The organism is Caballeronia zhejiangensis, assembly GCF_000698575.1.
In the GTDB taxonomy this organism is placed as follows: domain Bacteria; phylum Pseudomonadota; class Gammaproteobacteria; order Burkholderiales; family Burkholderiaceae; genus Caballeronia; species Caballeronia zhejiangensis.
In genome coordinates, this window is the sequence record NZ_JFHD01000002.1 from 24324 (window position 1) to 51260 (window position 26937).

General features: G+C 62.0%; 23 protein-coding genes and 1 tRNA gene. 14 read left to right on the top strand and 10 right to left on the bottom strand.

Translation table 11 applies throughout. From position 1 onward, the window contains the following. Positions 1-2 precede the first annotated feature (2 nt). The 3 genes from yidD to rpmH form a co-directional block, all read right to left on the bottom strand. Positions 3-308: a membrane protein insertion efficiency factor YidD gene (gene yidD, locus BG60_RS03535; protein ID WP_033536595.1), complete on the bottom strand. Its 306-nt coding sequence runs from the start codon at positions 306-308 to the stop codon at positions 3-5. A 56-nt stretch (positions 309-364) separates the two neighbouring features. Continuing rightward, complete coding sequence (rnpA, locus tag BG60_RS03540; RefSeq protein WP_308196617.1) at positions 365-829, bottom strand: ribonuclease P protein component; 465 nt, start codon at positions 827-829, stop codon at positions 365-367. 83 nt (positions 830-912) lie between these two features. Next, positions 913-1047 carry a 50S ribosomal protein L34 gene (rpmH, locus tag BG60_RS03545; protein ID WP_004198824.1) on the bottom strand — a complete coding sequence of 45 codons (135 nt, stop codon included), beginning with the start codon at positions 1045-1047 and terminating at the stop codon, positions 913-915. Positions 1048-1453: 406 nt separating this feature from the next. Between rpmH and dnaA the strand changes: the two genes are divergently transcribed. The 3 genes from dnaA to gyrB all read left to right on the top strand — a co-directional run bounded on the left by dnaA (position 1454) and on the right by gyrB (position 7019). Next, positions 1454-3031, top strand: a complete 1578-nt coding sequence (gene dnaA, locus BG60_RS03550) for a chromosomal replication initiator protein DnaA (protein ID WP_034470297.1) — start codon at positions 1454-1456, stop codon at positions 3029-3031. A gap of 265 nt (positions 3032-3296) precedes the next feature. After that, a complete protein-coding gene (gene dnaN / locus BG60_RS03555; RefSeq protein ID WP_008352220.1) occupies positions 3297-4400 on the top strand; it encodes a DNA polymerase III subunit beta in 1104 nt (367 codons plus the stop codon). Between the two features lie 135 nt (positions 4401-4535). Continuing rightward, a complete protein-coding gene (gene gyrB / locus BG60_RS03560; RefSeq protein WP_008352217.1) occupies positions 4536-7019 on the top strand; it encodes a DNA topoisomerase (ATP-hydrolyzing) subunit B in 2484 nt (827 codons plus the stop codon). A gap of 68 nt (positions 7020-7087) precedes the next feature. Here gyrB and BG60_RS03565 read toward each other — a convergent pair whose 3' ends face one another. Beyond that, complete coding sequence (locus BG60_RS03565) at positions 7088-7948, bottom strand: AraC family transcriptional regulator (RefSeq protein ID WP_034470300.1); 861 nt, start codon at positions 7946-7948, stop codon at positions 7088-7090. A gap of 156 nt (positions 7949-8104) precedes the next feature. On the opposite strand from BG60_RS03565, the gene BG60_RS03570 reads away from it, so the two are divergent. Next, positions 8105-8299, top strand: coding sequence for a hypothetical protein (locus tag BG60_RS03570; RefSeq protein WP_008352215.1), 195 nt, complete (start codon positions 8105-8107; stop codon positions 8297-8299). 5 nt (positions 8300-8304) lie between these two features. Next, positions 8305-9687: an ATP-dependent RNA helicase DbpA gene (gene dbpA, locus BG60_RS03575; protein WP_034470302.1), complete on the top strand. Its 1383-nt coding sequence runs from the start codon at positions 8305-8307 to the stop codon at positions 9685-9687. A 6-nt stretch (positions 9688-9693) separates the two neighbouring features. On the opposite strand, the gene BG60_RS03580 is transcribed toward dbpA, so the two are convergent. Continuing rightward, positions 9694-11067, bottom strand: coding sequence for an MFS transporter (locus tag BG60_RS03580; RefSeq protein WP_034470744.1), 1374 nt, complete (start codon positions 11065-11067; stop codon positions 9694-9696). A 198-nt stretch (positions 11068-11265) separates the two neighbouring features. Between BG60_RS03580 and BG60_RS03585 the strand changes: the two genes are divergently transcribed. Next, entirely contained in the window at positions 11266-11652 is a 387-nt protein-coding gene (locus tag BG60_RS03585) for a DUF488 domain-containing protein (protein ID WP_034470746.1), read from the top strand. A 172-nt stretch (positions 11653-11824) separates the two neighbouring features. Next, complete coding sequence (locus tag BG60_RS03590) at positions 11825-13621, top strand: GmrSD restriction endonuclease domain-containing protein (RefSeq protein WP_034470305.1); 1797 nt, start codon at positions 11825-11827, stop codon at positions 13619-13621. A 204-nt stretch (positions 13622-13825) separates the two neighbouring features. On the opposite strand, the gene BG60_RS03595 is transcribed toward BG60_RS03590, so the two are convergent. Then, a tRNA-Lys gene (locus BG60_RS03595) sits at positions 13826-13901 on the bottom strand. 160 nt (positions 13902-14061) lie between these two features. Between BG60_RS03595 and BG60_RS03600 the strand changes: the two genes are divergently transcribed. The 3 genes from BG60_RS03600 to BG60_RS03610 are packed head-to-tail and all read left to right on the top strand — an operon-like array spanning position 14062 to position 15837. After that, positions 14062-14469 (top strand): PaaI family thioesterase, encoded by a 408-nt coding sequence (locus BG60_RS03600; RefSeq protein ID WP_034470308.1) that lies wholly within the window; start codon positions 14062-14064, stop codon positions 14467-14469. Between the two features lie 11 nt (positions 14470-14480). After that, positions 14481-15350, top strand: coding sequence for a patatin-like phospholipase family protein (locus tag BG60_RS03605; protein WP_034470311.1), 870 nt, complete (start codon positions 14481-14483; stop codon positions 15348-15350). A gap of 10 nt (positions 15351-15360) precedes the next feature. Continuing rightward, entirely contained in the window at positions 15361-15837 is a 477-nt protein-coding gene (locus BG60_RS03610; protein WP_034470313.1) for an OsmC family protein, read from the top strand. An 18-nt stretch (positions 15838-15855) separates the two neighbouring features. Here the strand turns inward: BG60_RS03610 and BG60_RS03615 are convergent, their stop codons facing one another. After that, on the bottom strand, positions 15856-16872 hold the full coding sequence (locus tag BG60_RS03615; protein ID WP_008352199.1) for a D-2-hydroxyacid dehydrogenase family protein: 1017 nt from the start codon (positions 16870-16872) through the stop codon (positions 15856-15858). A 494-nt stretch (positions 16873-17366) separates the two neighbouring features. Here BG60_RS03615 and BG60_RS03620 point away from each other — a divergent pair, with 494 nt between their 5' ends. Then, positions 17367-19238 carry a phosphoenolpyruvate carboxykinase (GTP) gene (locus tag BG60_RS03620; protein ID WP_034470748.1) on the top strand — a complete coding sequence of 624 codons (1872 nt, stop codon included), beginning with the start codon at positions 17367-17369 and terminating at the stop codon, positions 19236-19238. Positions 19239-19578: 340 nt separating this feature from the next. Continuing rightward, positions 19579-20658 (top strand): LysR family transcriptional regulator, encoded by a 1080-nt coding sequence (locus BG60_RS03625; RefSeq protein ID WP_008352196.1) that lies wholly within the window; start codon positions 19579-19581, stop codon positions 20656-20658. A gap of 81 nt (positions 20659-20739) precedes the next feature. Here the strand turns inward: BG60_RS03625 and BG60_RS03630 are convergent, their stop codons facing one another. From BG60_RS03630 to dprA, 3 genes are all read right to left on the bottom strand, one after another. Continuing rightward, positions 20740-23385: a DNA topoisomerase III gene (locus BG60_RS03630; protein WP_034470315.1), complete on the bottom strand. Its 2646-nt coding sequence runs from the start codon at positions 23383-23385 to the stop codon at positions 20740-20742. A 171-nt stretch (positions 23386-23556) separates the two neighbouring features. Then, positions 23557-23934, bottom strand: coding sequence for a thioredoxin family protein (locus tag BG60_RS03635; protein WP_008352194.1), 378 nt, complete (start codon positions 23932-23934; stop codon positions 23557-23559). Between the two features lie 74 nt (positions 23935-24008). Continuing rightward, entirely contained in the window at positions 24009-25220 is a 1212-nt protein-coding gene (gene dprA, locus BG60_RS03640) for a DNA-processing protein DprA (protein ID WP_051996405.1), read from the bottom strand. Between the two features lie 201 nt (positions 25221-25421). Here dprA and def point away from each other — a divergent pair, with 201 nt between their 5' ends. Both def and fmt read left to right on the top strand, forming a co-directional pair. Beyond that, on the top strand, positions 25422-25925 hold the full coding sequence (gene def / locus BG60_RS03645) for a peptide deformylase (RefSeq protein WP_008352192.1): 504 nt from the start codon (positions 25422-25424) through the stop codon (positions 25923-25925). Positions 25926-25928: 3 nt separating this feature from the next. Continuing rightward, positions 25929-26897: a methionyl-tRNA formyltransferase gene (fmt, locus tag BG60_RS03650; protein ID WP_034470317.1), complete on the top strand. Its 969-nt coding sequence runs from the start codon at positions 25929-25931 to the stop codon at positions 26895-26897. Positions 26898-26937: the final 40 nt, after the last annotated feature.

Here is a 26937-nt window from a genome sequence, read left to right on the forward strand (position 1 = left end):
TCTCAGTGTCGATCGGAAAGCGCTTTAGCGCCGTTTGGTGTTGAAAGCTTGTCTTGCCCGGGGCTTGCGGCGTCCGCGCCAGATTCTTGTGCGTTGGGAGGCGGCACGAGATCGACGCCGCCCGCCGAAAGAGGATGGCAGCGGCAAAGCCGCTTCACGGCGAGATACGTGCCATGCGCGGCGCCATGATACTGGATTGCCTCGCGCGCGTAGTCGGAACAGGAAGGATAAAAGCGGCACCGGTTGCCGAGCAGAGGGCTCACAGCAACCTTGTAGAAGCGCAACAACGCGATGAGTGCCGTTTGCATAAGCTTCGCGCCGCGCGCCGGACTTGCCGTGGAGGCGAGTCTGCGCAATCCGCGCTTCATGACCCTGACGGGCCGGATGATTCGTCGACGGCGGGCGCCTCGGGCGGCGCCGCCACGGTTTCGGCCCTGCGGCGCGCGGCTTCGCGCACGGCACGGTCGAACAAAGTTTCCAGCTCGCTGCCGACGAGCGCCCGAAGCGGCGGGGAGCTCGCGCTCGGCATTGCCTTGCGGTCGATCTTCGCGTGCAGCCGCACGAGAATGTCGAATCCGTCCAACTGCGTGCGACGCAGCCGGAACGCATCGCGCGCAAGCCGTTTGATCAGATTGCGCGTGACGGCGCGCGGCGCCTGCTTCTTGCCGATCACCAGCCCGAGCCGCGCTTCCTTTCCGGACGGCTTGCCGTACAGAACGAAATGCGGCGAACGGCGCCAAGGGCGCAAACGAAAAACGGATGAGAACTCATCCGTTTTCAGCAGCCTTGCGGCCTTGGGGAACGCGGCCTGCGCCGGCAACTGAACGATGTCCTGTCTCAAGACTTCTGTGCGGCGCGTGAGCGGCTCGCCGTCGAGTGCGACATCCAACCGCGAGCGAACACTCGGCAGACTTAGATGGCCAGGCGCTTGCGGCCCTTCGCGCGGCGAGCGTTGATGACCTTGCGGCCGCCAGCGGTCTTCATGCGAACGCGAAAGCCGTGGGTGCGCTTGCGACGGGTAACGGAAGGTTGGTAAGTACGTTTCATGGTGCTCTCACTTGAGTTGATTGACCGCGCGGGCTAAGGCTCCAGTGTGGTCACTGCAAGCGCGATGGCCGGAGGTTCAGGAATTCTGTTTTCGCGGAACCCGCTATTTAAACCGTTTTCCTATTGACCGTCAATAGTTTAGCGCCACCGAACGCGTATTCCGGCGCATTTCCACCGCGTCCGACGTGCTGATTTGACCCTGTGGATAACTCGCGCGCCACCCTCGTTTGGCGTTAGAATCTCGCCTTACTCCCAAATATCCGCCCGCTGCTTCGGCCCGCCGTCCGCCCGCAAACCCTTGCGGCGTAAGCCTCCGGAGCATCCCTGCTCGGCCGTGCCGGGACTTGTCCGAACGTTCGGCAAGCACGGCCCGCAGGTGCGGAGCAAACCATAACGACCGCATTCGATGAACGATTTCTGGGAACACTGTTCCGCACTGCTTGCGCGCGAACTCACGCCGCAGCAGTACGTCACGTGGATCAAGCCGCTGACCCCGGTCGACTTCGATGCCGGCGCGAACACCTTGCGCATCGCCGCTCCCAATCGCTTCAAGCTCGACTGGGTGAAGAGCCAGTTCTCGGGCCGCATCGCCGATGTGGCGCGCGACTTCTTCAGCGCGCCCATCGACGTGCAATTCGTCCTCGATCCGAAAGCGACCGCGCGCAACGCCATCGGCGGCGGACCGAATGCCGCGCCACGTACCGCGAGCGCGCCCGTCGCGCCGCGCGCCCCGGCGCCGGCTGCGGCCGCGCCTCAGGCGCCGACGGTCGTTGCGCATGCGAACGCCACCGCGCACATCAACGCGCTCGCCACAGAAGCGGCACAGCAGGCGCAAGCCACGCAGGAAGATCAGGCCGATCTCGACCTGCCGAGCCTCGACGCCAACGAAGCCGCTGCCGGCCGACGCACGTGGCGTCCGGGCGGCGCGCCTTCGGCCGCGGGTGAAAACGATTCCGCCTACGAGCGCTCGAAGCTGAATCCGGTGCTGACGTTCGACAACTTCGTCACCGGTAAGGCGAACCAGCTCGCGCGCGCGGCGGCCATTCAGGTCGCGGACAACCCCGGCATTTCGTACAACCCGCTCTTTCTGTATGGCGGCGTGGGTCTCGGCAAGACGCACCTGATTCACGCCATCGGCAATCAGTTGCTGATGGACAAGGCGGGCGCGCGCATCCGCTACATCCACGCTGAACAATACGTGTCCGATGTCGTGAAGGCGTACCAGCGCAAGGCGTTCGACGACTTCAAGCGCTATTACCACTCGCTCGATCTGCTGCTCATCGACGATATTCAGTTCTTCTCCGGCAAGTCGCGCACGCAGGAAGAGTTCTTCTACGCGTTCGAGGCGCTCGTCGCGAACAAGGCGCAGGTCATCATCACGAGCGACACGTATCCGAAGGAAATCTCCGGCATCGACGATCGCCTGATCTCGCGCTTCGACTCCGGTCTCACGGTCGCGATCGAGCCGCCCGAACTGGAAATGCGCGTCGCGATTCTGATGAGGAAGGCGCTGTCGGAAGGCGTGAGCCTGTCGGAGGACGTCGCGTTCTTCGTCGCGAAGCATCTGCGCTCGAACGTGCGCGAGCTCGAAGGCGCGCTGCGCAAGATCCTCGCGTATTCGAAGTTCCATGGCCGCGACATCACGATCGAACTGACCAAGGAAGCGCTCAAAGACCTGCTGACGGTGCAGAACCGGCAGATCTCGGTGGAGAACATCCAGAAGACGGTGGCCGATTTCTACAACATCAAGGTCGCCGACATGTATTCGAAAAAGAGGCCGGCTAACATTGCGCGCCCGCGCCAGATCGCGATGTATCTGGCGAAGGAACTGACGCAAAAGAGCCTGCCCGAGATCGGCGAACTGTTCGGCGGACGCGATCACACGACCGTGCTCCACGCGGTGCGCAAGATCGCGGCCGAGCGCGGCACCGATGCGCAGTTGAACCACGAACTGCACGTGCTCGAACAGACGCTGAAGGGCTAAGCGACCGATCGACGCTTTGCCAGGAACGCACGCGTCATTTATTGCGCCCGGCGGCCTGTTTTTTAACGAAAACGTCCCCATTTTTAGGGAGCGGTTCCGTTTTGAGGCACAATATAGGTTTAGCCGTCCGTGGCCTGGGCGGCATTCGAGCGCAGTTTTCGCGAGTGACCGGCGGGGGGCCGGCAACGCGTGTTACGAGGTTGTCCGTCGGGCAAATCTGGTGGCGAAACCGGCGGACAGGCCGTCACATCAACGAAGGAACTCTATGCAACTGGTCAAGACCGAACGAGATAATCTTCTAAGGCCGCTGCAAACCGTGAGCGGCATCGTAGAACGCCGCCATACGTTGCCGATCCTCGCGAATTTGCTCATCACCAAGAACGGCGCCGATGTGTCGTTCCTCTCGACCGACCTCGAACTCCAGATCACGACGCGCGCCGATTTCGGCGTCGGCAGCGATCAGGTCGCCACGACGGTCGCAGCGCGCAAGCTGCTCGACATTCTGCGCGCGATGCCTTCGGGCGAAGTCGTGCTCGACCTCTCCGACAAGCGTCTCACGGTGCGTTCGGGCAAGAGCCGCTTCGCGCTCCAGACGCTCGCCGCCGACGAATTTCCCACGGTCAACCAGGCTACTGACTTCGGCGCGAGCCTTTCGGTTCCGCAGAAGACGTTCCGCCAGTTGCTCGGCATGGTTTATTTCGCGATGGCCCAGCAGGACATCCGCTACTACCTGAACGGCATGCTGCTCGTGGTGGATGGCGACCAGCTGATGGCGGTCGCGACCGACGGCCACCGTCTCGCGTTCTCGTCGATGAAGATCGAAGGTTCGTTCCCGCGTCAGGAAGTCATCATTCCGCGCAAGACGATTCTCGAGTTGCAGCGCCTGCTCGAAGACATCGACGACTCGTTGAAGATCGACATCGCCGCGACGCAGGTGAAGTTCAGCTTCGGTCAGGTGGAACTGGTGTCGAAGCTCGTCGAGGGCAAGTTCCCCGACTTCCAGCGCGTGATTCCGAAGTCGCACAAGAACACGTTCGAGATCGGCCGCGAAGAGTTGCAGCGCTCGCTGCAGCGCGCGGCGATTCTCACGTCCGACAAGTTCAAGGGCGTGCGCTGCCTCGTCGAGCCGGGCCAGCTCAAGATCATGTCCACGAACGCGGACCAGGAAGAGGCGCAGGAAGAACTGGAAATCGCTTATCAGGGCGATTCCGTCGATATCGGATTCAACGTCACGTATCTGCTCGACGTGCTCGCGAATCTGAAGGTCGACACGCTCAAGGTGAGCCTTGGCGACGCCAATTCCAGCGCGCTCATCACGATTCCCGAGAACGAGGAATTCAAGTATGTGGTGATGCCGATGCGTATCTGACGCACGCAATACCGAGAACACTCCAAGGGGCGGCGCGCCCCTTTGGCGTTTTTAAGGTGTTTTGAAAAGTTCGAGCAGTAATCGCAGCGTTATCGAAGCAGTGTCGAAGCAGTGACGCAGAACCGGAAAAAATCCATGACTGAAAACACAAATTCGCAACCCGACAACAAGCCTGACAACAGCTACGGCGCATCGTCGATCCAGATCCTCGAGGGTCTGGAGGCCGTGCGCAAGCGGCCGGGCATGTATATCGGCGATACGTCGGATGGCACCGGTCTGCATCACCTCGTTTTCGAAGTGCTGGACAACTCCATCGACGAAGCGCTCGCCGGATATTGCGACGACATTCACGTCGTCATTCACGCGGACAACTCGATTTCCGTCACCGACAACGGCCGCGGCGTGCCCACGGGTCTGAAGCGCGACGACAAGCACGATCCGAAGCGTAGCGCCGCCGAAATCGTGATGACCGAGTTGCACGCGGGCGGCAAGTTCGACCAGAACAGCTACAAGGTGTCGGGCGGCCTGCACGGCGTGGGCGTGTCGTGCGTGAACGCGCTGTCGGAATGGCTGCGCTTGACCGTGCGCCGCGACGGCAAGAAGCACTTCATGGAGTTCGCGCGCGGCGTCGTGCAGAACCGCGAGCTCGTCGAGGAAGACGGCGTGCAGTATTCGCCGATGCCGGTCGTCGGCGAAACGGAAAATCGCGGCACCGAAGTGCACTTTCTGGCGGACGCGACTATCTTCGGCAATGTCGAATTCCACTACGACATTCTCGCCAAGCGCATGCGCGAGCTTTCGTTCCTGAACAACGGCGTGCGGATTCGCTTGACGGATCAGCGCACCGGCAAGGAAGACGATTTCGCGTTCGCGGGCGGCGTGAAGGGTTTCGTCGAGTACATCAACAAGGCGAAGCAGGTGCTGCATCCGACCGTATTCCACGCGGTCGGCGAGCGCGAGAACGTGACCGTCGAAGTGGCGATGCAGTGGAACGACAGCTTCAACGAAAGCGTGCTGTGCTTCACTAACAACATTCCGCAGCGCGACGGCGGCACGCACTTGACGGGCCTGCGCGCGGCGATGACGCGCGTCATCAACAAGTACATCACCGATAACGACATCGCGAAGAAGGCGAAGGTCGAGACCACCGGCGACGACATGCGCGAAGGTTTGTCGTGCGTGCTGTCGGTGAAGGTGCCGGAGCCGAAGTTCAGCTCGCAGACGAAGGACAAGCTTGTGTCGTCGGAAGTGCGCGCGCCGGTCGAGGAAATCGTCGCGAAGGCGCTGGAAGATTATCTGCAGGAAACGCCGAACGACGCGAAGATCATCACGGGCAAGATCGTCGATGCCGCGCGTGCTCGCGATGCCGCGCGCAAGGCGCGTGAGATGACGCGTCGCAAGGGCGTGCTCGACGGCATCGGTTTGCCGGGCAAGCTCGCGGATTGTCAGGAGAAGGATCCGGCGAAGTCCGAGATTTATATCGTCGAGGGCGACTCGGCGGGTGGATCGGCGAAGCAGGGACGCGACCGCAAGTTCCAGGCGATCCTGCCGCTGCGCGGCAAGGTGCTGAACGTCGAGAAGGCGCGCTTCGACAAACTGCTGTCTTCCGAGCAGATCGTGACGCTGGTGACGGCGCTCGGCTGCGGCATCGGCAAGGACGACTACAACCTCGACAAGCTGCGCTATCACCGCATCATCATCATGACCGATGCGGACGTCGACGGCGCGCATATCCGCACGCTGCTGCTCACGTTCTTCTATCGGCAGATGCCGGAGATCGTCGAGCGCGGGTACATCTATATCGCGCAGCCGCCGCTTTACAAGATCAAGGCGGGCAAGGACGAGCGCTATATGAAGGACGCGCACGAGCTCAATCAGCATATGTTGAAGCTGGCGTTGCAAGGGTCCGAACTCATCCCGAGCGAAGGCGCCGATCCGATCTCCGGCGATGCGTTGGGCGAGCTCGCGCGTGCTTATTTGCTCGCGCAGGCCGTCGTCGATCGTCTCAGCCGCATTTACGACGCGGCTTCGCTGGAGGCCGTGATGGACGGCGTGGTGATCGATCTGTCGTCGCAAGAAGCGGCGGAGGCATCGGCGAAGCGTCTGGAAGAGCGTCTGCGTGCCGACCCGCTGAAGCCGGAAGTGAGCGTCGAACCGGCTTACGATCAGGTGCGTGAGCTGCGCTCGCTGCATGTCAAGCGGCGTCATCATGGCAACGTGAAGGTCACGGTGTTCGACGAAGACCTGCAGCTGACCGCGGATTACAAGCAGCTTGTTTCGACGGCGGATACCTTCAAGGGCTTGATCGGCGAAGGCGCGTTGATCAAGCGCGGCGAGCGCTCGATGGCGGTGACGGATTTCAAGAGCGCGATGAAGTGGCTGATCGCGGATGCCGAGCGCAACGTTTCGAAGCAGCGCTATAAGGGCTTGGGCGAGATGAATCCCGAGCAGCTGTGGGAAACGACGATGGATCCGAACGTGCGGCGTTTGCTGCGCGTGCAGATCGAGGACGCGATCGCGGCGGATGGCATCTTTACGACGCTGATGGGTGATGATGTCGAGCCGCGTCGGGCGTTTATCGAGAATAACGCGCTGCGCGCGGGGAATATTGATGTTTGATTGCTGATTGTCTCTGCATCATCCAAACCCGTGTCCGCGCAAGCGGCACGGGTTTTTCTTTTCGCGCATCACGCGCTTTGCCGCAACGACAACCAAATCTCCGTCACCAGATCCCCCGGCGCGGTCTCCCTCGGATCATTCACATAAACCTCGAAAACCGGCGCCTCTCCGGTTTCACGCCCGGAGCGCGGCAACCATTCCCCATACAACCACTGATACGCAAAACAAAGCTGCGCATACGGCCCGATATGCGTGAGCACCGCAAACTCCCCACCCGCGACTTCCACCCGCGAAACCGGCGGTTCGAACTTCACATCGTCGGGGGAGAAGAGCTCACAACAAGCGATCGAGCGCAAATCGTCTTCGGCGACGGCGGAAGGATCATCGAAATAAATCCCGAGCGAGCGCGCCCGCGGATCGACCAGCCCGCGCACCGCAAGCCAGTGAAACAGCATCTCGAACGCCCGCCCGATATTCATGTACGACCCGCGATGCTCCATCGCCGCGACCGTAAATCCACGCTGACTACGAATATCGACCTGATGCATCGCCGTATCTCCTGATCGAACTTCATCCAAAGGAACGAATTTCGAAGCGCCGCCCTCACTGCGAAACTGCGCCGGCGGAATCCGATAACTCGCCTGAAACGCCCGCGAAAACGCCTGCACGCTGCTGTAACCCGCGTGTTCGGCGATCGAATCGATCGGCAGGGCGCCCTGCAAAAGCTCGTTCGACGCGCGATGCAGCCGCAAGCGTCGGACGGTCGCCGCCGCCGTCTCTCCATAAAACGCGTGATAAATCCGATGCCAGTGATACGGCGACAAACACGCCACCTCGGCGAGCCGATTGAGATCGAGCGCGTCGTCGAGATGATCGTGGATATACGCGACCACGCGCGCGAGCCGCGTCTCATAAGACTTTTCGCTCATCGCCAGCTCCGAAAGGAAAGAAAACCCGATGTCAGGAAACGTAGCACGACCCGCTTTAGCATTTCTTGCGGACTTGCGCCGACCGCGCCGCCACGAGACACGCGTACACTTTCGCCTTTGAGCGCACGAACGCGCCACGAACCGAGAAATACGAACATGTTCACCTGCCGAAACCAGTCCTGCGGCGCCGATTGGGCGCTGTCGGACGTCGATATTCACAACGAGGGCCAAGGCCTGCTGTTCCGCTGCCCGATGTGCGGCGCGCGCAACTACGTCACGCGCCACGAGACCAACGACGGCGACGTGACCTACGAGCAAGTCCAGGACATCACGCCGCACGGCAAGCGATAACCGACATGACCACCGACACCTCTTTCAGCAGCCTGCCGCTCTCGCCGGCGATGCAGTCGAATCTGCAGCAGCTCGGCTATCTGTCGATGACGCCGATCCAGGCCGCGAGCCTGCCGCCGGCGCTCGCGGGCCACGATCTCATCGCGCAGGCGAAAACGGGCAGCGGCAAGACCGCTGCTTTCACGCTGCCGCTGCTCGCCAAACTCGATGCGACCCGCTTCGCGGTGCAAGCGCTCGTTCTCTGTCCGACGCGCGAACTCGCCGATCAGGTCACGCAGGAAATCCGCCGCCTGGCGCGCGCGGAAGAGAACGTGAAAGTGCTGACGCTGTGCGGCGGCACGCCGATGCGCCCGCAGATCGCGAGTCTCGAGCACGGCGCGCATATCATCGTCGGCACGCCGGGACGCATCATGGATCACCTGCAGCGCGAGACGCTTTCGCTCGATGCGGTCCGCACGCTCGTCCTCGACGAAGCCGATCGCATGCTCGACATGGGTTTCTTCGACGATATCGCGTCGGTCGCGCGCCAATGCCCGAAAGATCGTCAGACGCTGCTCTTTTCGGCGACGTATCCGGAAGGCATCGCGAAACTGAGCCAGCAGTTCCTGCGCAATCCGCGCGAAATCAAGCTCAAGGAACAGCACAGCAACGCGAAGATCAAGCAGCGCTTCTATCAGGTCGAGGATCACGAGCGCCTGCATGCCGTCGGCTTGCTGCTCGATCACTATCGCCCGGTCAGTACGATCGCGTTCTGCAACACGAAGCAGCAATGCCGCGATCTGCTCGACGTTCTGTCCGCGCAAGGCTTCGAAGCGCTGACCTTGCACGGCGAACTGGAGCAGCGCGAGCGCGACCAGGTGCTCGTGCAGTTCGCGAATCGCAGTTGCTCGGTGCTCGTCGCCACCGATGTCGCCGCGCGCGGGCTCGACATCGCGCAACTGGAAGCGGTGATCAACGTCGATGTGACGCCGGACCCGGAAGTGCATGTGCATCGCATTGGCCGCACCGGTCGCGGCGATGAGGAAGGCTGGGCGCTGTCGCTCGCGAGCATGGACGAAATGGGGCGCGTCGGCGCGATCGAAGAGGCGCAGCGCGCGGAAGTGGAATGGCATCCGCTCGACGAACTGACGTCGGCGGAACCGGGTCATCTGAAGCCGCCGATGGCGACGCTGCAAATTCTCGGCGGCCGCAAGGACAAGATTCGCCCCGGCGACGTGCTCGGCGCACTCACCGGCGAAGCGGGTTTCGACGGCAAGCAGATCGGCAAGATCAACGTGATGGACATGGTCACCTACGTGGCCGTCGAGCGAAAGGTCGCGGACGACGCCGTGCGCAAGCTGAGCGCGGGCAAGCTCAAAGGCCGCAAAGTGAAAGTGCGCCGGATGTGAGCGCGCTCACGCCTCGCGCGACGCGTCTCCCACGATACGCTCGGACGACTGTTTGCGCGTGACGAGCCGCAATCCGCTCGCGATGCTTCCCGCGCCCGCGAACGCCGCGCCCAGCGACAACGCGAGCGCCGGGCCATGCTTTCCGGCGATGCTGAAACACAACGCGACGAGCGCCGCGCCCGTCGCTTGTCCGATCAGACGCGACGTCGCGATCATGCCGCTCGCGCCGCCGCTGCGTTCGCGCGGCGCGCTCGACATGAACGCCTTCAGATTCGGCGACTGAAAGAAACCGAAGCCCGCGCCGCAAATCGCCATGCGAATGCAGATCTCCAGCGCATGCGGCTCTGCGGGCAGCATCGCGAGCGAAACCATTCCCACGCATAGAATCGCCAGCCCGACGCCGCCGAGCAGACCGGGCGCGTGACGATCGGAAAGACGTCCGGCGATCGGCGCCATGAGCGCGACGAGCGCGGACCACGGCGTCATCAGAAATCCTGTTTCGACCTGACTGCGACCGAGCACGCTTTCGAAGAAGAACGGCAGCGACACGAACGCGAGCCCTTGCGCGGCGAACGAGCAGATGGCGGTCATCGTCGAAAGGGCGAACATCGGGCGGCGGAAGAGATCGACGGGCAGCATCGGCGCGGGATGGCCGCGTTCGCGTCGCAGCAGCAGGAAGCCCGCGACGAGCGCGACGCCGAACGACGCGAGCACGGTGTGCGCGGGCGCGCGCTGGGCCGCTTCGCCGAGCGCGAAAATCAGCGACGCGAACGTGACGACGTTGAGCAGCGCCGCGAAACGATCGAAGCCGTGCGCTGCGCGCTTCGTCTGCGGCAGCGACGGCCATGCGATCATCAACGCGAACACGCCGACCGGCAAGTTGACCGCGAAGAGCCACGGCCAGGTGCCGAGCGAGAGGACGATCGACGCGACCGTCGGCCCGATCGCGAACGCGATCCCGACGACGAGCGCATTCAGCCCGACGCCGCGTCCGAGCCGGTGCGGCGGAAAAATCGCGCTGATGAGCGCCGCGTTGACGCTCATGATCGCGCTCGCGCCGAGGCCTTGCAGCAGGCGCGCGGCGACGAGCGTCGGCAGCGACCACGAAAACGCGCATACCGCCGACGCGATCAGAAACACGATCAGCCCGCCGAGATAGACGCGCCGATGCCCGAGAATGCCGCCGAGCGCGGCGAACGGGAGCAGCGTCGCGACCATCGCGAGCTGATAGGCGTTGATGATCCAGACGGAGGCCGCGGGCGTCGTGTGCAGATCGGCGGCGATCGCGGGCAGCGCGGTATTGGCGATGGCGGTGTCGAGCGTCGCCAGCGCGACCGAGAGCAGGATCGCGGCCATGCCGCGGCGCTCGAGCGGGGTCATCGGGGCGTCGGGATCGTGAGGCAGGTCTTGCGGGCGTTCTTCGGTGGGCACGACGGGCATTCCGGATGTAAGCGGACGGAGAATAATCCGAAACGATACGGGAAGATTCGCGGTTTCGCTGGATGGGTGCCCGGGAGCTTTCAAAGCGATGTCAGCGGTTATGCTTTTACGGCTTTGGTTCATCGAAGGAGACCGATGATGACGATACGGATCGTGAGACTGGGAACGCCGCGCGCGGAGAACGAGGGATTGCGGATCGGCACGGTGCGGCGGCCGCCGCGCGGCGTGCCGAAGGCCGAGTTCGCGAAGCGCGATTTTTATGACGTGTGGTATCCGGTGCTAGCGCCGACGCCGGAACTGGTGACGCAGGCGCTTCATGCCGAGAACGACAAGGATTGGCGCGCGTTCGTGAAGAAGTTCAAAGCGGAGATGGCTGAGTCGGATGCGAGCAAGACGCTCGATTTGCTGGCAGCGTTGTCGCATACCGCAAACTTTTCGGTCGGGTGTTATTGCGAGGATGAGGCGCGGTGTCATCGCTCGGTGTTGCGGGAGTTGTTGCAGGCGCGCGGGGCGGAGGTGGTTTGAGAGTCCGAAAACTCCAGAGCCGGAGTCTATAATTCGGCTTCAAGTGAGCGCCCGCGGCTGGGCGGGCGCGTCGGCAATCTGATTCGGATGTCTGAATTCAACCGGAACGGATGTCGCGATGGGGCAAGTAGTTAGTAGTGCATCCGAGTAAAAAGCTAAGATTGTTTCAGAAATGTCAACTCAACGTTATTCCGTTACTCCTCATCCGATCGAAACTTTGCTGACATGGGTGAAGTCCGGTGAAATCGCCATTCCAGAAATTCAGCGCCCATTCGTTTGGGAGGCAACTCGCGTCCGGAACCTGCTTGATTCGCTGTATCAGGGGTATCCGGTCGGCTATCTCATTGCGTGGAAGAATCCGAACGTAAAGCTCAAGGATGGTTCGACGTCGATGGGCAAGCGGATTTTGATCGACGGTCAGCAGCGCGTGACAGCGTTAATGGCTTCGTTGCTCGGTGTGGAGGTTCTCAACGACGACTACGAAACAGTTCAGATTCGTATCGCGTTCAATCCTCAAGAGGAGACGTTCGAAGTATCGAACCCGGCTATTCGCAAGAACAGTGCTTGGTTGCCGGACATAGCAGCAGTCTTCGACTCACAGACCAGCGTTTTCCAGTTGGTCAGCGACTACTGCATCGCCAACAACGGATGTACGCAAGACAGGATCTTTAACGTTCTCGAGAAACTGCGCGGCATTGTTCACAATCACGTGGGCGTCATCGAGCTGGCCGAGGATCTCGACATCGAAACCGTCACGGAGATCTTCATTCGTGTCAACTCGGCTGGAGCATCGCTGTCGCAAGCCGATTTCGCGATGTCGAAGATCGCGGTGAACGAGACGCATGGCGGAAACATGTTGCGCAAGGCGATCGAGTATTTCTGCCATTTGGCCGTCGCGCCGGACTTCAAAGCAAAGATTGAAGCATCCGACAAGAGATTCGTTTCATCGGGCTTTTACGAAAAGATGAAATGGATCTGCAATGTCAACGATGACATTTACGATCCCACCTACACGGACATGTTGCGCGTTGCGTTCACGTCAGAATTCGGCCGCGGAAAGCTTCAGGATCTCGTTGCGCTTCTATCGGGCCGGAACTTCGAAACGAAGCAGTTCGAAGAGGCTATTGCGGAGCAATCCTTCGGTCAGTTGAAAAGCGGCGTGCTTTCGTTTATTAACGAGACGCACTTCAACCGATTCACGATGATTCTGCGCTCGGCCGGATTTGTCTCCAGGTCGCTCATCAGCAGCCAGAACGCAGTGAATTTCGCCTACGTTCTTTATCTCCGAGGGCGCAAGAATGGCATTCCTGCGGCGGAACTCGAGCGGATCGTTCGACGCTGGTACGCAATGTCTACGCTTCGGGGGCGCTATAGCGGATCACCCGAGTCTCAGTTCGACTTCGATATCCGACAAGTCGAATCGCAAGGCGTCAAGCAATACGTCGATGCGGTCATTGCGAACGAGTTGCCAGACAGTTTCTGGACTGGGATGCTGCCGCAGTTCATGACGACGTCTTCGATTAAGAGCCCATACTTTCTATGCTATATGGCTGCCCAAGCGAAGCTGGGTGATAAGGGATTCCTCTCCCGGGATATAACAGTGATGGATCTGTTACTCAATCAGGCGGACGTGCACCATCTCTATCCCAAGAAACATCTGGCCACTCAGCAATTCAAGGCGGCCATGTACAACGAGATCGCGAATTATGTCGTGGCGCAAAGCGAAATCAACATAGCGATTGGCGCGAAAGACCCCAAAGTCTACTTCGAGGAGCTGTTGATGCAATGTACAGGTGGAGACAGGAAGTATGGTGCCATCGACAAGCGAGAGGATCTCATCGCAAATCTTGAAGCCAACTGCGTTCCGGTCTCCATGCTGTATGGAAATGTCGACGAATATGACGTCTTTCTGGAGGAGCGTCGAAAGTTGATGGCCCTCAAGATCAAGGCCTGGTTCGAAGTGCTTTGAGAATTGTCGACGCGTAGGTTGTCGGCGAGGTGTATGCGACAACTGACAAACGAAATCAACCCGGTTGGAGGTCGCTACGTTCGGCCGGGTTTGCGATGCACTGCGCGCGCGACGGTCGTTGCATGAGAAAGACGCCGTGCTGATCCGACGCGCACGAAAAGCAAAAAGCCCGGTCAGCTTTCGCTAACCGGGCTTCGTAATGCTTGGTGGGGCGTGAGTGACTCGAACACTCGACCTACGGATTAAGAGTCCGCTGCTCTACCAACTGAGCTAACGCCCCAACAGAAGCGAAATTATAGCGGGAGCTTTTGCAGAAGCGCAAGCCCTCGCAGCGAAAATTCTTAACTTTCTGACGAAACCGTCCCTGAAGGGCGTCTGCGAGCGCGCGACGCCCCGGTATCATGACGCATCTTCAGCCACCGCATCGCGAAAGAAGAACCATGGACGAAACCGCCATCCGCGCCTTGCTCGACGACATCCTCGCGCCGTGGGTCAAGGAACTGCGCCTCGCGCCCGAATTCATCGCCGAAAACGCCGTCACGCTGCGCTTGCCGTATTCGGATCATCTGCGTCACGCGGGCGGCGTCATCTGTGGGCAAGTTTTCATGGCCGCCGCCGACACCGCGATGGTCATCGCCGTCTCGCACATTCTCGGCGGGTTCCAGCCGATGACCACCGTCTCCCTCAACACCACATTCATGCGCCCGGTCAAAACCGGCGACGTGCTGATCACCGCGCACATCCAGCGCCGCGGCCGCAATCTCGTCTTCGGCGAAATCGAGATGCACGACGAACAAGGCGAACTCGCCGCGCACGCCACGACTACCTACGCGCTCATCAACAAGTGAACGACAAATAAATGTTCGACCAAGTCGTATTCGCCGGCGGCGGAAACCGCTGCTGGTGGCAAGCCGGCTTCTGGGACGTCATCCAGCCGGAACTGGATCTCAGGCCGCGCATCATCGCGGGCATATCGGCGGGCGCGGCCACGGCGTGCATGCTCTACACGAACCAGTCGCGCTGGGTGATGGACTACTACGCCCACGCCCTGCGCGACAACACGCGCAACGCTTACTGGGGCAACCTGCTGCGCGGCCGATCGGTGTTTCCGCACTACCGCATCTATCGCCAGGCGCTGCTCGACATCTTCGCGAACCGCTTCCACGAACTCGCGTCGGCGCCCGAGATCCGCATCGGCGTGTCGCATCTGCCGCGCTGGCTCGGCGCGCGCAGCGCGGTCGCGGCGGGCCTCATCGCGTACAACATCGAAAAATACGTGCGCAAGACGCTGCATCCGACGCTCGGCCAGGCGCTCGGCTTTCATCCGGAATTCGTGAAGGCGCAGGAATGCGCGACGATCGAAGATCTCGCCGATCTCATCCTGCAATCGTCGAGCACGCCGCCGTTCACGCCGATCCTCCGGCGCAACGGCCGCCCGGTTCTCGATGGCGGCATGGTCGACAACGTGCCCGTCTCCGCGCTCGATCCATCGCCGGGACTCGTCCTCGTGATGGTCACGCGCCTCTATCCGCGCGAGCGCATGTTCGTCGTGCCGCACGGCGAGCAGAAGCGCCTTTACATCCAGCCGTCGCGCAAAGTGCCGATTTCGAGCTGGGACTATACGAGTCCGGCGCAAATGCAACATGCTTATGATCTGGGCCGCGCGGACGGCGAAGACTTCCTGGAACGTCTTCCGCGCCTGATGGAAACCGCTTCGCATCTCGCTTGAGGAGCAGACCGTGGCGAAGAAACACACGTACGAACTGACCGTCGACTGGACCGGCAATCTCGCTTCCGGCACATCGGCTTACGACGCGTATTCGCGCGATCACCTCGTGCGCGTCGGCACGAAGACGGCGATCGAGGCGTCGAGCGATCCGGCGTTTCGCGGCGATCCCGCGCGTCACAATCCCGAAGAGTTGTTCGTGGCGTCGCTCTCGTCGTGCCACATGCTCTGGTATCTGCACTTGTGCGCGACGAACAAGATCGCCGTGACCGGTTATGTCGATGAAGCCATCGGCACGATGCAGGAGGAATCGAAGGGCGACGGACGTTTCGTCGATGTGCTGCTGCGTCCGAAGGTGACGATCGGCGCGGGCAGCGACGCCGGTCTCGCGGCGCGCCTGCACGAAGAGGCGCACCGCTTTTGCTTCATCGCGAACTCGGTGAATTTTCCGGTGCGCTGCGAGCCGTCGATCGAAATGTCGACGCTCTGATCTTCGCCGCGACGAAACTCAACGGCGGCGCGCGTGGTGAAGCGCTTCCTTGTTGAAAACGCTCGAGGTATCGCCCGCATCGAACGCGAGGATGTTCCTGAACGCCGCGCCGAAATACAGCTCGTAACTCTCGCGCTCCACATAGCCGATGTGCGGCGTGCAGATCACGTTCTCCAGACGCAGCAGGCCGTAGCCTTGCAGAATCGGCTCGCTTTCGAACACATCGACGGCGACCATGCCCGGCCGGTTGTGGTGCAGCGAGTTGAGCAGCGCGTTCTCTTCGAGCAGTTCGGCGCGGCTCGTGTTGACGAACAGCGCGGTCGGCTTCATACGCATCAGATCGTCCTGCTTGACGATGCCCGTCGTCTCGTCCGTCAGACGCAGATGCAGCGTGAGCACGTCGCTCTGTTCGAAAAGCGCCTCGCGGCTTTCGGCGACCGCGAATCCATCTTCGCGCGCGGCGCTTGCCGAATGCTCCCGTCCGTAGACGAGCACGTTCATGCCGAACGCTTTGCCGTAGCCCGCGACGAGCTTGCCGATCTTGCCGTAGCCCCAGATGCCGAGCGTCTGTCCGCGCAACACTTGGCCCAAGCCGAAATTCGGCGGCAGCGCCGATGTCTTCAACCCCGACTGCTGCCACGCGCCTTGCTTCAGGTTTGCGACGTACTGCGGAATGCGCCGCTGCGCCGACATGATGAGCGCCCACGTCAGTTCGGCGGGTGCGATCGGTGAACCTGTGCCTTCGAGCACTGCGATGCCGCGTTCCGTGCACGCATCGATATCGATATGCCCGCCGCCCGCGCGTCCCGTCTGGCTGATCATGCGCAGTTTCGGACATTTGTCGAGCAGTTGCGAGCTGATGCGCGTGCGTTCGCGAATCAGCACGAGCGCGTCCACTTCCGAAAGTCTGCTGGCCAACTGTCCGAGACCACGCACCGTGTTATTGAAGACCTTCACCTCATGGTCATCGAGCAGATGGAAGCAATCGAGCTTCCGGACGGCATCCTGGTAGTCGTCGAGAATGGCGATTTTCATGGGCATTGGGTGGCTTTTGTTAGGCATCAAACGTGCTGCTTTTTAATCGAAGGCGAGAATGTAGCGCTAAGTTCGGGTAAATACCGATAAATTGCGCTCTATTCGTCGTTATTGCGCTGCATCAACGAGTTCATGCAATGCAGTGTTATGCTTGACTCCCATTTTTCAGGAGCCTCGTCAGGCCGCGCCAAAATAAAGAAATTCGGCACAAGTAGCGGAAAACACGATGATCCGCGAGGAGACAGGCCACTTAGTATCTCTTTTTAACAGTTTGTTCCTTTGCGACGCAAGCCGCGAAAAGGTACGGTTTGCTGCGTAAGGATTCATGCCCGTGACGCCGCATTGGCTCGCGAACCGCATTTCATGCGATGAAAGCGCGTAAAGCAGCGCTGCAAAATGCACGAAAGCGCCCGGCGGTTCGAGTCGCACACGCCTCTCGCATGCAGCGTCAGTGGGGCCATTGGTTTTCATTGCAGAAGAACGGAGACAGCTCGATGAACCAGCCCGCAGTAGTCGAAGACAACCATAAAAACGCCGTCGAAATCGAAGCGCCGGCCTATGTCCGGCACCGAAGACTCATCGAATGGGTCCAGCAAATCGCGGCCCTGACCAAGCCGGATCGCATCGAATGGTGCGACGGGTCGCAGGAAGAATACGATCGGCTCTGCCAGCAGATGGTCGAAGCCGGCACGATGAAGAAGCTCAATCCCGAGAAGCGCCCGAATTCCTTCCTCGCCTGCTCGGATCCCTCGGACGTGGCGCGCGTCGAAGATCGCACGTTCATCTGCTCGCAGCGGCGCGAAGACGCCGGCCCCACGAATAATTGGATCGATCCGCAGGAAATGCGCGTCACGCTCGACGGCCTGTTCGACGGGTCCATGCGCGGCCGAACGATGTATGTCGTGCCGTTCTCGATGGGCCCGCTCGGCTCGCCGATCGCGCATATCGGCGTGGAATTGTCGGACAGCCCGTATGTCGTGACGAACATGCGCATCATGACGCGCATGGGACGCGCCGTGTACGACGTGTTGGGCGAGAACGGCGAGTTCGTGCCGTGCGTGCATTCCGTCGGTGCGCCGCTCGTCGATGGGCGCAAGGACGTGCCTTGGCCGTGCAACGACACGAAGTACATCGTCCATTTTCCCGAAAAGCGCGAAATCTGGAGTTTCGGCTCGGGATACGGCGGCAACGCGCTGCTCGGCAAGAAATGCTTCGCGCTGCGCATCGCCTCGACGATGGGCCGCGACGAAGGCTGGCTCGCCGAGCACATGCTGATTCTCGGCGTGACCTCGCCGCAGGGGCGCAAGTATCACGTCGCGGCGGCGTTTCCGTCGGCGTGCGGCAAGACCAACTTCGCGATGCTGATTCCGCCGAGCGACCTGAACGGCTGGAAGGTCACGACCATCGGCGACGACATCGCGTGGATCAAGCCGGGCCGCGACGGGCGTCTCTACGCAATCAATCCGGAAGCGGGCTATTTCGGCGTCGCGCCCGGCACGAGCGAAAAGACCAACTTCAACGCGATGGCCACGTTGAAGGAAAACGTGATCTTCACGAACGTCGCGCTGACCGACGACGGCGATGTCTGGTGGGAAGGCATGACCGACACGCCGCCCGCGCATCTGATCGACTGGCAGGGCCGCGACTGGACGCCGGCAATCGCGAAGGAAACCGGCGCGAAAGCCGCGCATCCGAACGCGCGCTTCACCGCGCCGGCGTCGCAATGTCCGTCGATCGATGCCGATTGGGAAAATCCGGCCGGCGTGCCGATCGATGCGTTCATCTTCGGCGGACGCCGCTCCAACACCGTGCCGCTCGTCACCGAAGCGCGCGACTGGAAGGAAGGCGTCTACATGGCCGCGACGATGGGCTCCGAAACCACCGCCGCCGCCGCGGGGCAACAAGGCGTCGTGCGCCGAGATCCGTTCGCGATGCTGCCGTTCTGCGGCTACAACATGGCCGATTATTTCGGCCACTGGCTGAAAATGGGCGAGCGCCTTGAAGCGAAGAACGCGAAAGCGCCGAAGTTCTTCTGCGTCAACTGGTTCCGCAAGGGCGACGACGGCAAGTTCGTGTGGCCGGGCTTCGGCGAAAACATGCGCGTGCTGAACTGGATGATCGGCCGTATCGAAGGCACCGCGAAGGGCGAGGAGCACGCGTTCGGCATTTCGCCGCGCTACGAGGACATCGACTGGGGCGCGCTCGGCTTCTCGCGCAAGCAGTTCGAGCAGGTCATCTCCGTCAGCGATGCCGCCTGGCGCGACGAACTCGCGCTCCACGACGAGCTTTTTTCGAAGCTCAAGCACGGTTTGCCGGAAGCTCTGCCGGACGCCAAGGCCGGTATGGAGAAGCGCCTCGCCGCATAAGCGTCGCATCCGGCGCGCTCGCGCGCCGGATTTATATCGAAAATTGAATCAATCCCTTTTTATCGGGCCCGCGGCGACGGGCCCGATTTGCTCCTCGCGTACACCGCCGAAATTGACGCCGCAAGTGCTTTCAAAATTCCATCAATCGGATTGCACTGATCTTAGTGTTGTGCAAATCGCAACAATCGGTGATCTTTCATCCGCGCAACGCGCCTAACATCCAGATTTTTTTCGATTTTTTTATGCTTCCGGGCAACTTCTGCACAAAAACGCCGGTCCTAGGATAATCCTGAATTGCTTTGCAGCAGAATTCGAGCCGTCTAGCGGCAGGAGTTGTCTTATGGATCATTTGCAGTCGATGAGAGTGTTCGTTCGCGTCGCGGATCTCGGGAGTTTCGCCCGTGCCGCAAGCGCGATGGACATCTCCAATGCGGTGGCTACGCGGCACGTCGCGGACCTGGAAGGACGCCTCGGCACGCGCTTGCTCAACCGCACGACGCGCAGCCTCTCGCTCACCGAGTCCGGCCAGGTTTATCTGGAGCGGGCGCGGCAAATCCTCGACGAACTGGAAGACGTCGAACAAATGGTGGTGGCGCGCAATCACGAACCGCTCGGTTCGCTCAGGATCGTCGCGCCCGTCGTGTTCGGTCTGCATAATCTCGCGCCCGTGTTACAGACGTATGCGCAGCGTTATCCGAAAGTCGTGCCGGACGTGACGCTGGTGGATCGTCAGGTCGATTTGGTCGAGGAAGGCTTCGATGTCGGCATCGTGATCGCGCGGCAGGTGAAAAGCGCAAGCGTCGTCACGCGGCGTCTGACGACGGGCTGCATGACTGTCTGCGCGACACCCGCGTATCTCGAAACGCACGGCACGCCGACGCGCCCCGAGCATCTGCTCGAGCATCCGTGCCTGAGCTTGCCGTCGGAATACTGGGGCGACGAGCGCGTGTTCACCGGTCCGGAAGGCGAAGTGCGTGTGCGGCCGCAGAACGTGATCATCGCGAACAACACGGAGATGCTGCGGCAGTTCGCGCTGCTCGGCATGGGCATCGCGATTTTGCCGAGCTATTTGATCGGCAACGACACGACGCGCGGCCAGCTCGTGCGTCTGCTCGGCGACTATCAATTGCCGCAGGTCGAGATCAACGTCGCGTATCCGAGCCGCCGTCATTTGCCGGCGAAGGTGCGGACGTTCATCGATCACCTCGTCGAGCATTTCAGCCAGACGCCGAATCATCAACTCGGCGAGCAGTGGATTCGCGATGGCCGCGGCAGGCCGGTGGCGCATTCGCACTACGAGCACGCCGACGAACCGGCGACGCCCGCGCCGCGCGCGCGCCCGATCGACGGCGAGCTCGCGCCGAAGCTATCGAAACCGTCGCGTACGCGAGGGCGTGTGCCGGCGGCATCGCCTTTCTGAAAGGCTCGCGCCAGGCGCAAATAAAAAACCCCCGCGACGTTTCTCGCGGGGGTTTTTCTTTCTGACGGACTCCGAGAACGATCAGCTCGTCTTCTTCGCCGGAGCTTTCTTCGCTGCCGCCTTCTTCGCGGGCGCTTTCTTGGCTGCAGTCTTCGCGGACGTGGTCTTGGCGGCGACTGCGACATCGCTGTCGCCGTTGTCGTCGCCGCTGTCGGCTTGAGCTTCCGCTGTCGCGCCGCGCTTCGCCGCCGTCTTCGCGCCCGGTTTGGCCTCTTTCTTCTCGAATTCGAAGCCGATCTTGCCATCCGGCTGCTTCACGAGGAATGCCTTGAAGTTGCGTCCGGTGCGCGACGACTTGAAGTTCGTCAGCAGATCGGTGCGGCCCGCGCCCAGCAGCTTTTCCATCTGTTCGCGGGTGATTTCCTGCTGAAGGATCACCTTGCCGGAGCGGAAGTCGCAAGTCTTCGGATTCGACACCGAGTTTTCGCACACATAGCTCATGCCGTGTTCGAACACGCGCGACTGGCATTTCGGACATGCGCCGACCGGCGTCTGCTCGGAGAAATCGGGCGGTTCGCCGTCTTCGCCGCCGGAATCCTGACCGAAGTCGAATTCGAGCTTGTAGTTTTTGATTTCGTCGTCCAACGCGAGCTTGAGGATCGCCGAGAACGGACGGCCCATCTTGCTGCGAAAGCCCGACAGCGGCCCGATGGTCTTCTCGCGCAGCAATTCCTCGACTTCAGGAATCTCGAACTGACGTCCGCCCGGAATCTTCGAAATCGAAAACTCGCACTTCGTGCACGCGAACCGGCGATAGTTCTCCTTCACCTGCGCGCCGCAATTCGGGCAGGGCGTTTCGAGCGTCGCGTAATCGCCGGGGATCGTGTCGGAGTCGTACTCTTTCGCGCGTTTGACGATGGTTTGCGTCATGCGCGCGATTTCCTGCATGAACGCATCGCGATGCAGGTTGCCGCGCTCCATCTGCGAAAGCTTGTGCTCCCACTGGCCCGTCAATTCGGGCGCGGTGAGCTCCTCGACGCCGAGACCGCGCAGCAAGGTCATCAGCTGGAATGCCTTGGCCGTCGGGATCAGCTCGCGGCCTTCGCGCACCATGTACTTCTCGCCGAGCAGACCTTCGATGATCGCCGCGCGCGTCGCCGGCGTGCCGAGACCTTTCGCGGCCATCGCGTCGCGCAGTTCCTCGTCTTCGACGAGCTTGCCCGCGCCTTCCATTGCCGAAAGCAGCGACGCCTCGTTGTAGCGCGCGGGCGGCTTGGTCACGAGACCGTGCGCCTCGACCTTTTCGACATCGACCTTTTCGTCCTTCTGCACCGGCACGAGATTGCCTTCCTCGCCCGCGGCTTCGCGGCCGTAGACCTGCAGCCAGCCGGGCTCGACCAGCACCTTGCCTTCCGTCTTGAAGTGATGCCCGGAAACCTCGGTGATGCGCGTCGTCACGAGATATTCGGCCGCCGGGAAAAACACCGACAGGAAGCGCTTGACGACGAGGTCATACAGCTTCTGCTCGGGCTCGGACAGCGCTTTGGGCGCCTGCAGCGTCGGGATGATGGCGAAGTGGTCGCTGATCTTCGAATTGTCGAAGATGCGCTTGTTCGGCTTCACCCAGCCCTTGTCGAGCACCTGCTTCGCGAACGGCAGATAGTTGTTGCTCTCCTTGAGCATGGTCATCGTGTCTTTGACCGTGTTCAGGTAGTCCTCGGGCAGCGCGCGCGCGTCGGTACGCGGATAGGTGAGAACCTTGTGCTTTTCGTACAGCGCTTGCGCGAGGCCGAGCGTGTTCTTCGCCGAAAAGCCGAAGCGGCTGTTGGCTTCGCGCTGCAAGCTGGTCAGATCGAACAGCAGCGGCGACATTTGCGTCGACGGCTTCGATTCCTCGGTCACGGTGCCGGTCTTGCCGCGGCAGGCCGCGACGATGGATTCCGCCGCCGGCAGGCTCCACAGGCGCGAATCGCGCTGCTCCGGATCGTTTTCGACGCGCTTGAACTTCGGATCGAACCAGCGGCCTTCGTACAGGCCCTTCGCGGCGATGAACTCGGCGCGCACTTCCCAGTAATCGCGCGGCACGAATCGCCGAATCTTCTCTTCGCGTTCGACGACGATGGACAACGTTGGCGTCTGAACGCGGCCGACGGTCGTCAGGAAGAAACCGCCGCCCTTGCTGTTGAAGGCGGTCATCGCGCGCGTGCCGTTGATGCCGACGAGCCAGTCCGCTTCCGAGCGGCAGCGTGCGGCGTCGGCGAGCGGCTGCATGTCGGCATCGCTGCGCAGGTTCGCGAAGCCTTCGCGGATCGCGGCGGGCGTCATCGACTGCAGCCACAGGCGCTGGACCGGCTGCTTCGCCTTCGCATGCTGCGCGATCAGACGGAAAATCAGCTCGCCCTCGCGCCCCGCGTCGCATGCGTTGATGAGGCGGTCGATATCTTTTCGCTTCATCAGCTTCGTCAGCACCTTGAGGCGCGACTCGCTTTTCGCGATGGGATTCAGGTCGAAATGCGGCGGAATGACCGGCAGATTGGCGAAGCTCCATTTGCCGCGCTTGACGTCGTACTCCTCGGGCGCCGCGATCTCGAGCAGATGGCCGACCGCGGACGAGAGCACGTAGTCGTCGCTCTCGTAGTACTCGTCATGCTTGGTGAAGCCGCCCAGCGCACGCGCGATGTCGTTCGCGACGGAAGGCTTCTCAGCGATGATCAGGGCTTTGGACATGACTCAAAAGGGTTGGTAACTGGCAGCGGCCCGGTTTGGACTGCTTTAACGACCGCTTTATAGCACACGCTTTGCGCGGCGGGCGCCGAACCGCGAATCCGGGCGTTTCGATATCCGGCCCGCGAAGCGCGTTGCGAGAGACGCGAAAGGTGCGTTTCGCGGGCGTCGCAATCAGGCCGTAGCAAGCGCCGGGCGCAGTTTCGGCGCACCGACCATGCCCGGCAGCGCGGTCAGATCGGTGAGCATCCGTTCGACGATGGAAGCCTGCGGCAGAACCGTGCCGAAGAATCGCGTCGTGACCGAGTCCTCGATCAGGATGGTAGGAAAATTTTCCACGTCGAGATCGTCGAAACGGTCGGCGTGATTCTCGATGTCGATCCACGCGAAGCAGACGTCCGGATGCGCGTCCGCCAGCTTGTCGAACCCTTCGCGATACTCGCGGCACGTTCCGCACCATTCCGCGCACAGGCAGGCGACGAACAGCGTGCCGGGCACGGCGATGCGTTCCGCGATGAGATCGGCGTCGGTATCGAGATTCAGCGCGGACATGACGGGTGCGAGATCCTTATTGGTATCGGCTGCGGGGACGGCTCATTTTTCCGCGAATGTAGCACGACGAGGAATCACGAGCGCTGCACCGCCGCATAGCGACCGCCCGCGAGCGCGGCCACCTGGCCCGACAATTCGAGCTGCAGCAGCGGGCCTTGCAACGCCGCCCCGTCCAGATCGGTGCGCGTCGCGAGGATTTCAAGCGTCGCGGGCGCATGGCCGAGCGCGCCGAGCACGCGCGCGGCATCGGCGTTCATCGGCGTGTCGTGCAACGCCGCCGATGCCCACGATGCGCTCACCGGCCGCAGCCTCCCGCGCTTTGCCGCCGACCCCGCCGCGCTTGCCTGCGCCGACGAGAAACCGAACTCTTCGAGCACTTCTTCCGGCGTTTCGACGAGCTTCGCGCCCTCCTTTATCAGCCGATGACAACCCTGCGAAAGCGGCGCGTGGACGGAGCCAGGCATCGCAAAAACATCGCGCCCCATTTCGTTGGCGAGCCGCGCGGTGATGAGCGAGCCGGAGCGCATCGCGGCTTCGACGATCAGCACGCCGTCCGACAATCCCGCGATCAGCCGGTTGCGCTGTGGGAAGTTGGCGGAGCGCGCGGGCGTGCCGAGCGGCCATTCGGAGAGCATCGCGCCGTCGCGGGCGATTTCGTGCGCGAGCGTGTGATGCGCGGCGGGATACACGAGATCGGCTCCCGTGCCGATGACCGACACCGTGCCGGTCGCGCCCTCCAGCGCTCCGCGATGCGCGGATGCATCGATGCCGAGCGCGAGCCCCGACACGACCGCAAGTCCCGCATCCGACAGCACGCGGGCGAAGCGGCGCGCGTCCTCCAGACCTTGCGGCGTCGCATGCCGGCTGCCGACGATGGCCACCGCGCGCGACTGCAGCAGATCGAGCCGGCCCTTCGCATAGAGCAACGGCGGCGGATCGGGCATCGTCAGCAGCGCTTGCGGATAGGCGGCGTCGGCGAGCGTCAGGACGTGGTTGCCCGGTTCGGATGCCCACGCCAAAGCCGCTTCAATATAGTGGTCGAACGAAACGCCTTCGATGTCCGCGGGTGGCGCGAGCACGGCTTCGGCTGTGCGGGCGTCGGTGGTTTCCGCGAGCGTCGCAAAACTCTCCCACAAAACCTCGCGCGGACCGCCGAAAGTACCGAGCAACGTGCGCAGCGCGAGCGGGCGCAGCCCTTTGGCGTGCGCGAGCCGCAGCCAGGCGCGCAGTTCGTCGGCATCGAGTGTGGAGGCGGCTTCCTCGGTCGGCAGGTCGGCGGTCGTCATGTTAAGATTTTTGATCCGGAATAGATAAAGAAAGGTCGCTCAGGCACGTTTGAAAGCCCGCAGCGACGCCCATCGGCCGCTTGCCGGCGGCGTTGAATCCACTGGATTCACCCGCATATCTTCGGCATGCCGCCCCATTACCCGCAACCTGGCCGAATGGCCGATTTACACGCGTCGCGGCGCGCGTAGACAATCCGAATCATGGCTCTGCTCAAGATACTCAACTACCCGGACAAGCGTCTGAACAAGGTGGCGAAACCTGTCGCCGTGGTCGACGACCGCATCCGCAAGCTCGTCGCCGACATGGCCGAGACGATGTACGCCGCGCCCGGCGTCGGCCTTGCCGCGACGCAGGTGGATGTGCACGAGCGCGTGATCGTGATCGACGTCTCGGACGCGCACGACCAGCTGATGGTCTTCATCAACCCTGAGCTCGTCTGGACGAGCGAGCAGAAGAAGGAATGGGAAGAGGGCTGTCTTTCGGTGCCGGGCATTTACGACTTCGTCGAGCGCCCTGACAAGGTGCGCGTGAAGGCGCTGAACGAGAAGGGCGAAACCTTCGAGCTCGATTGCGACGGCTTGCTCGCGGTGTGCATCCAGCACGAGATGGACCATCTGGCTGGCCACGTTTTCGTGGAATATCTGTCGACGCTTAAGCAGACGCGCATTCGCGGCAAGATGAAAAAGCTGGAAAAGGCGTTGTAACCGATGACTCAATCGCTGCGCGTGGTTTTCGCCGGTACGCCGGAATTCGCTGCCGCCCCGCTCGCGGCCATTCACGCAGCCGGTTTTTCCGTGCCGCTGGTTTTGACGCAGCCCGACCGGCCCGCCGGACGCGGCATGAAGCTGACCGCGAGCGCGGTCAAGCGCTTCGCCGTCGAGCATGGTCTGAAGGTCGCGCAGCCAACGTCGCTGCGTCGCGCGGGCAAGTATCCGCAGGAAGCGGCGGAAGCCATCGATTTGCTGAAGGCCACGCCGCACGACGTGATGGTCGTCGCCGCGTACGGGCTCATCCTGCCGCAGGAGGTGCTCGATATTCCGCCGCGCGGCGCGATCAACATTCACGCTTCGCTGTTGCCGCGCTGGCGTGGCGCGGCGCCGATCCATCGCGCGATCGAAGCGGGCGACGCAGAAACCGGCATCACGCTGATGCAGATGGACGCCGGCCTCGACACCGGCGCGATGATCCGTGAGGCTCGCACGCCGATTCTCGCCGACGACACGACCGCCACGCTGCACGACCGGCTCGCGCAGATGGGCGCGGAGTTGATCGTCGCCGCGCTGCGCGATCTCGAACGCGATGGCGCATTGCCGTCCACGCCGCAGCCGGACGAAGGCACGACCTACGCGGAAAAGATCGCGAAGAACGAAGCCGCGCTCGACTGGCGTCGTCCGGCGGAAGAGCTCGCGCGCCAGATTCGCGCGTTCGATCCGTTTCCCGGCGCGTTCGGCACGCTCGACGGTGCGCCGATCAAGATCTGGGCGGCGCAACCGGTCGACGGTGCGGGCGAACCGGGCGCCATCGCCGAGCTTTCCCCGGACGGTATCGTCGTTATGTGCGGCAGCGGCGCGCTGAAGCTCACGCAACTTCAGAAACCGGGCGGCAAGCGCTTGCCCGCGCGGGAATTTCTCGCGGGCGCGCCGCTCGCGAAGGGCCAGCGTTTCACGCTGCAGTGAAGGACGGCAGGAGAGACGCAGCGCTAAAATAAATCGTTGT

Excerpts from the sequence above, each read along its gene's own strand:
- yidD (WP_033536595.1), bottom strand. The coding sequence starts at position 308 with ATGCAAACGGCACTCATCGCGTTGTTGCGCTTCTACAAGGTTGCTGTG.
- rpmH (WP_004198824.1), bottom strand. The coding sequence starts at position 1,047 with ATGAAACGTACTTACCAACCTTCCGTTACCCGTCGCAAGCGCACCCAC.
- dnaA (WP_034470297.1), top strand. The coding sequence starts at position 1,454 with ATGAACGATTTCTGGGAACACTGTTCCGCACTGCTTGCGCGCGAACTC.
- dnaN (WP_008352220.1), top strand. The coding sequence starts at position 3,297 with ATGCAACTGGTCAAGACCGAACGAGATAATCTTCTAAGGCCGCTGCAA.
- gyrB (WP_008352217.1), top strand. The coding sequence starts at position 4,536 with ATGACTGAAAACACAAATTCGCAACCCGACAACAAGCCTGACAACAGC.
- BG60_RS03565 (WP_034470300.1), bottom strand. The coding sequence starts at position 7,948 with ATGAGCGAAAAGTCTTATGAGACGCGGCTCGCGCGCGTGGTCGCGTAT.
- BG60_RS03570 (WP_008352215.1), top strand. The coding sequence starts at position 8,105 with ATGTTCACCTGCCGAAACCAGTCCTGCGGCGCCGATTGGGCGCTGTCG.
- dbpA (WP_034470302.1), top strand. The coding sequence starts at position 8,305 with ATGACCACCGACACCTCTTTCAGCAGCCTGCCGCTCTCGCCGGCGATG.
- BG60_RS03580 (WP_034470744.1), bottom strand. The coding sequence starts at position 11,067 with ATGACCCCGCTCGAGCGCCGCGGCATGGCCGCGATCCTGCTCTCGGTC.
- BG60_RS03585 (WP_034470746.1), top strand. The coding sequence starts at position 11,266 with ATGACGATACGGATCGTGAGACTGGGAACGCCGCGCGCGGAGAACGAG.
- BG60_RS03590 (WP_034470305.1), top strand. The coding sequence starts at position 11,825 with ATGTCAACTCAACGTTATTCCGTTACTCCTCATCCGATCGAAACTTTG.
- BG60_RS03600 (WP_034470308.1), top strand. The coding sequence starts at position 14,062 with ATGGACGAAACCGCCATCCGCGCCTTGCTCGACGACATCCTCGCGCCG.
- BG60_RS03605 (WP_034470311.1), top strand. The coding sequence starts at position 14,481 with ATGTTCGACCAAGTCGTATTCGCCGGCGGCGGAAACCGCTGCTGGTGG.
- BG60_RS03615 (WP_008352199.1), bottom strand. The coding sequence starts at position 16,872 with ATGAAAATCGCCATTCTCGACGACTACCAGGATGCCGTCCGGAAGCTC.
- BG60_RS03620 (WP_034470748.1), top strand. The coding sequence starts at position 17,367 with ATGAACCAGCCCGCAGTAGTCGAAGACAACCATAAAAACGCCGTCGAA.
- BG60_RS03625 (WP_008352196.1), top strand. The coding sequence starts at position 19,579 with ATGGATCATTTGCAGTCGATGAGAGTGTTCGTTCGCGTCGCGGATCTC.
- BG60_RS03630 (WP_034470315.1), bottom strand. The coding sequence starts at position 23,385 with ATGTCCAAAGCCCTGATCATCGCTGAGAAGCCTTCCGTCGCGAACGAC.
- BG60_RS03635 (WP_008352194.1), bottom strand. The coding sequence starts at position 23,934 with ATGTCCGCGCTGAATCTCGATACCGACGCCGATCTCATCGCGGAACGC.
- dprA (WP_051996405.1), bottom strand. The coding sequence starts at position 25,220 with ATGACGACCGCCGACCTGCCGACCGAGGAAGCCGCCTCCACACTCGAT.
- def (WP_008352192.1), top strand. The coding sequence starts at position 25,422 with ATGGCTCTGCTCAAGATACTCAACTACCCGGACAAGCGTCTGAACAAG.
- fmt (WP_034470317.1), top strand. The coding sequence starts at position 25,929 with ATGACTCAATCGCTGCGCGTGGTTTTCGCCGGTACGCCGGAATTCGCT.